The organism is Polaromonas sp. P1_G1 (assembly GCF_056405595.1).
In genome coordinates this window covers 1-382 of record NZ_JBFUBU010000276.1, presented here as the reverse complement: position 1 = coordinate 382, position 382 = coordinate 1, and the positions used below count along the sequence as shown (strand labels likewise).

General features: G+C 63.1%; 1 protein-coding gene. It reads left to right on the top strand.

The window, feature by feature from the left end; genetic code table 11:
* Positions 1–201 precede the first annotated feature (201 nt).
* Positions 202–382, top strand: a 181-nt coding sequence (locus tag AC1D1Y_RS26830; protein ID WP_477685014.1) for a hypothetical protein, incomplete at its 3' end; no start/stop codon positions are given.

Sequence of the window (382 nt, the reverse complement as noted above, 5' to 3'; positions counted from 1 at the left end):
GAATTGGGGGAGACCGTCCGGTGGGGACTCTCCTGGAATGTCGACAGCCCGAGCAGGTGGGCGGTAGTCGAGCCGGCGTGGCTCTTGACGGCGGAAGTGCGAACGAGTTCGAAACCATTGATGTGGGGACTGCCTTGCGAGGGGTCAGACATCCGGGAGCCGGTCCAGCCGGCGATCGCTCGCGTCGGCGCACTGCAATTCATGTTCGACGCCGAACTACCGTTGCCGTCTCGGATCGAAGCCGCGGGCGCTTTGCAACTACGCGCCGGAACTCCTCGTGACGACACAAATGCCCGTCAGGCGTGGACCGATTTCGACGAGAATGCCTCCACTACCGGAGTGGTTCGCCGTCTACGGCTGATGTCGATGGAGTCCGACATGC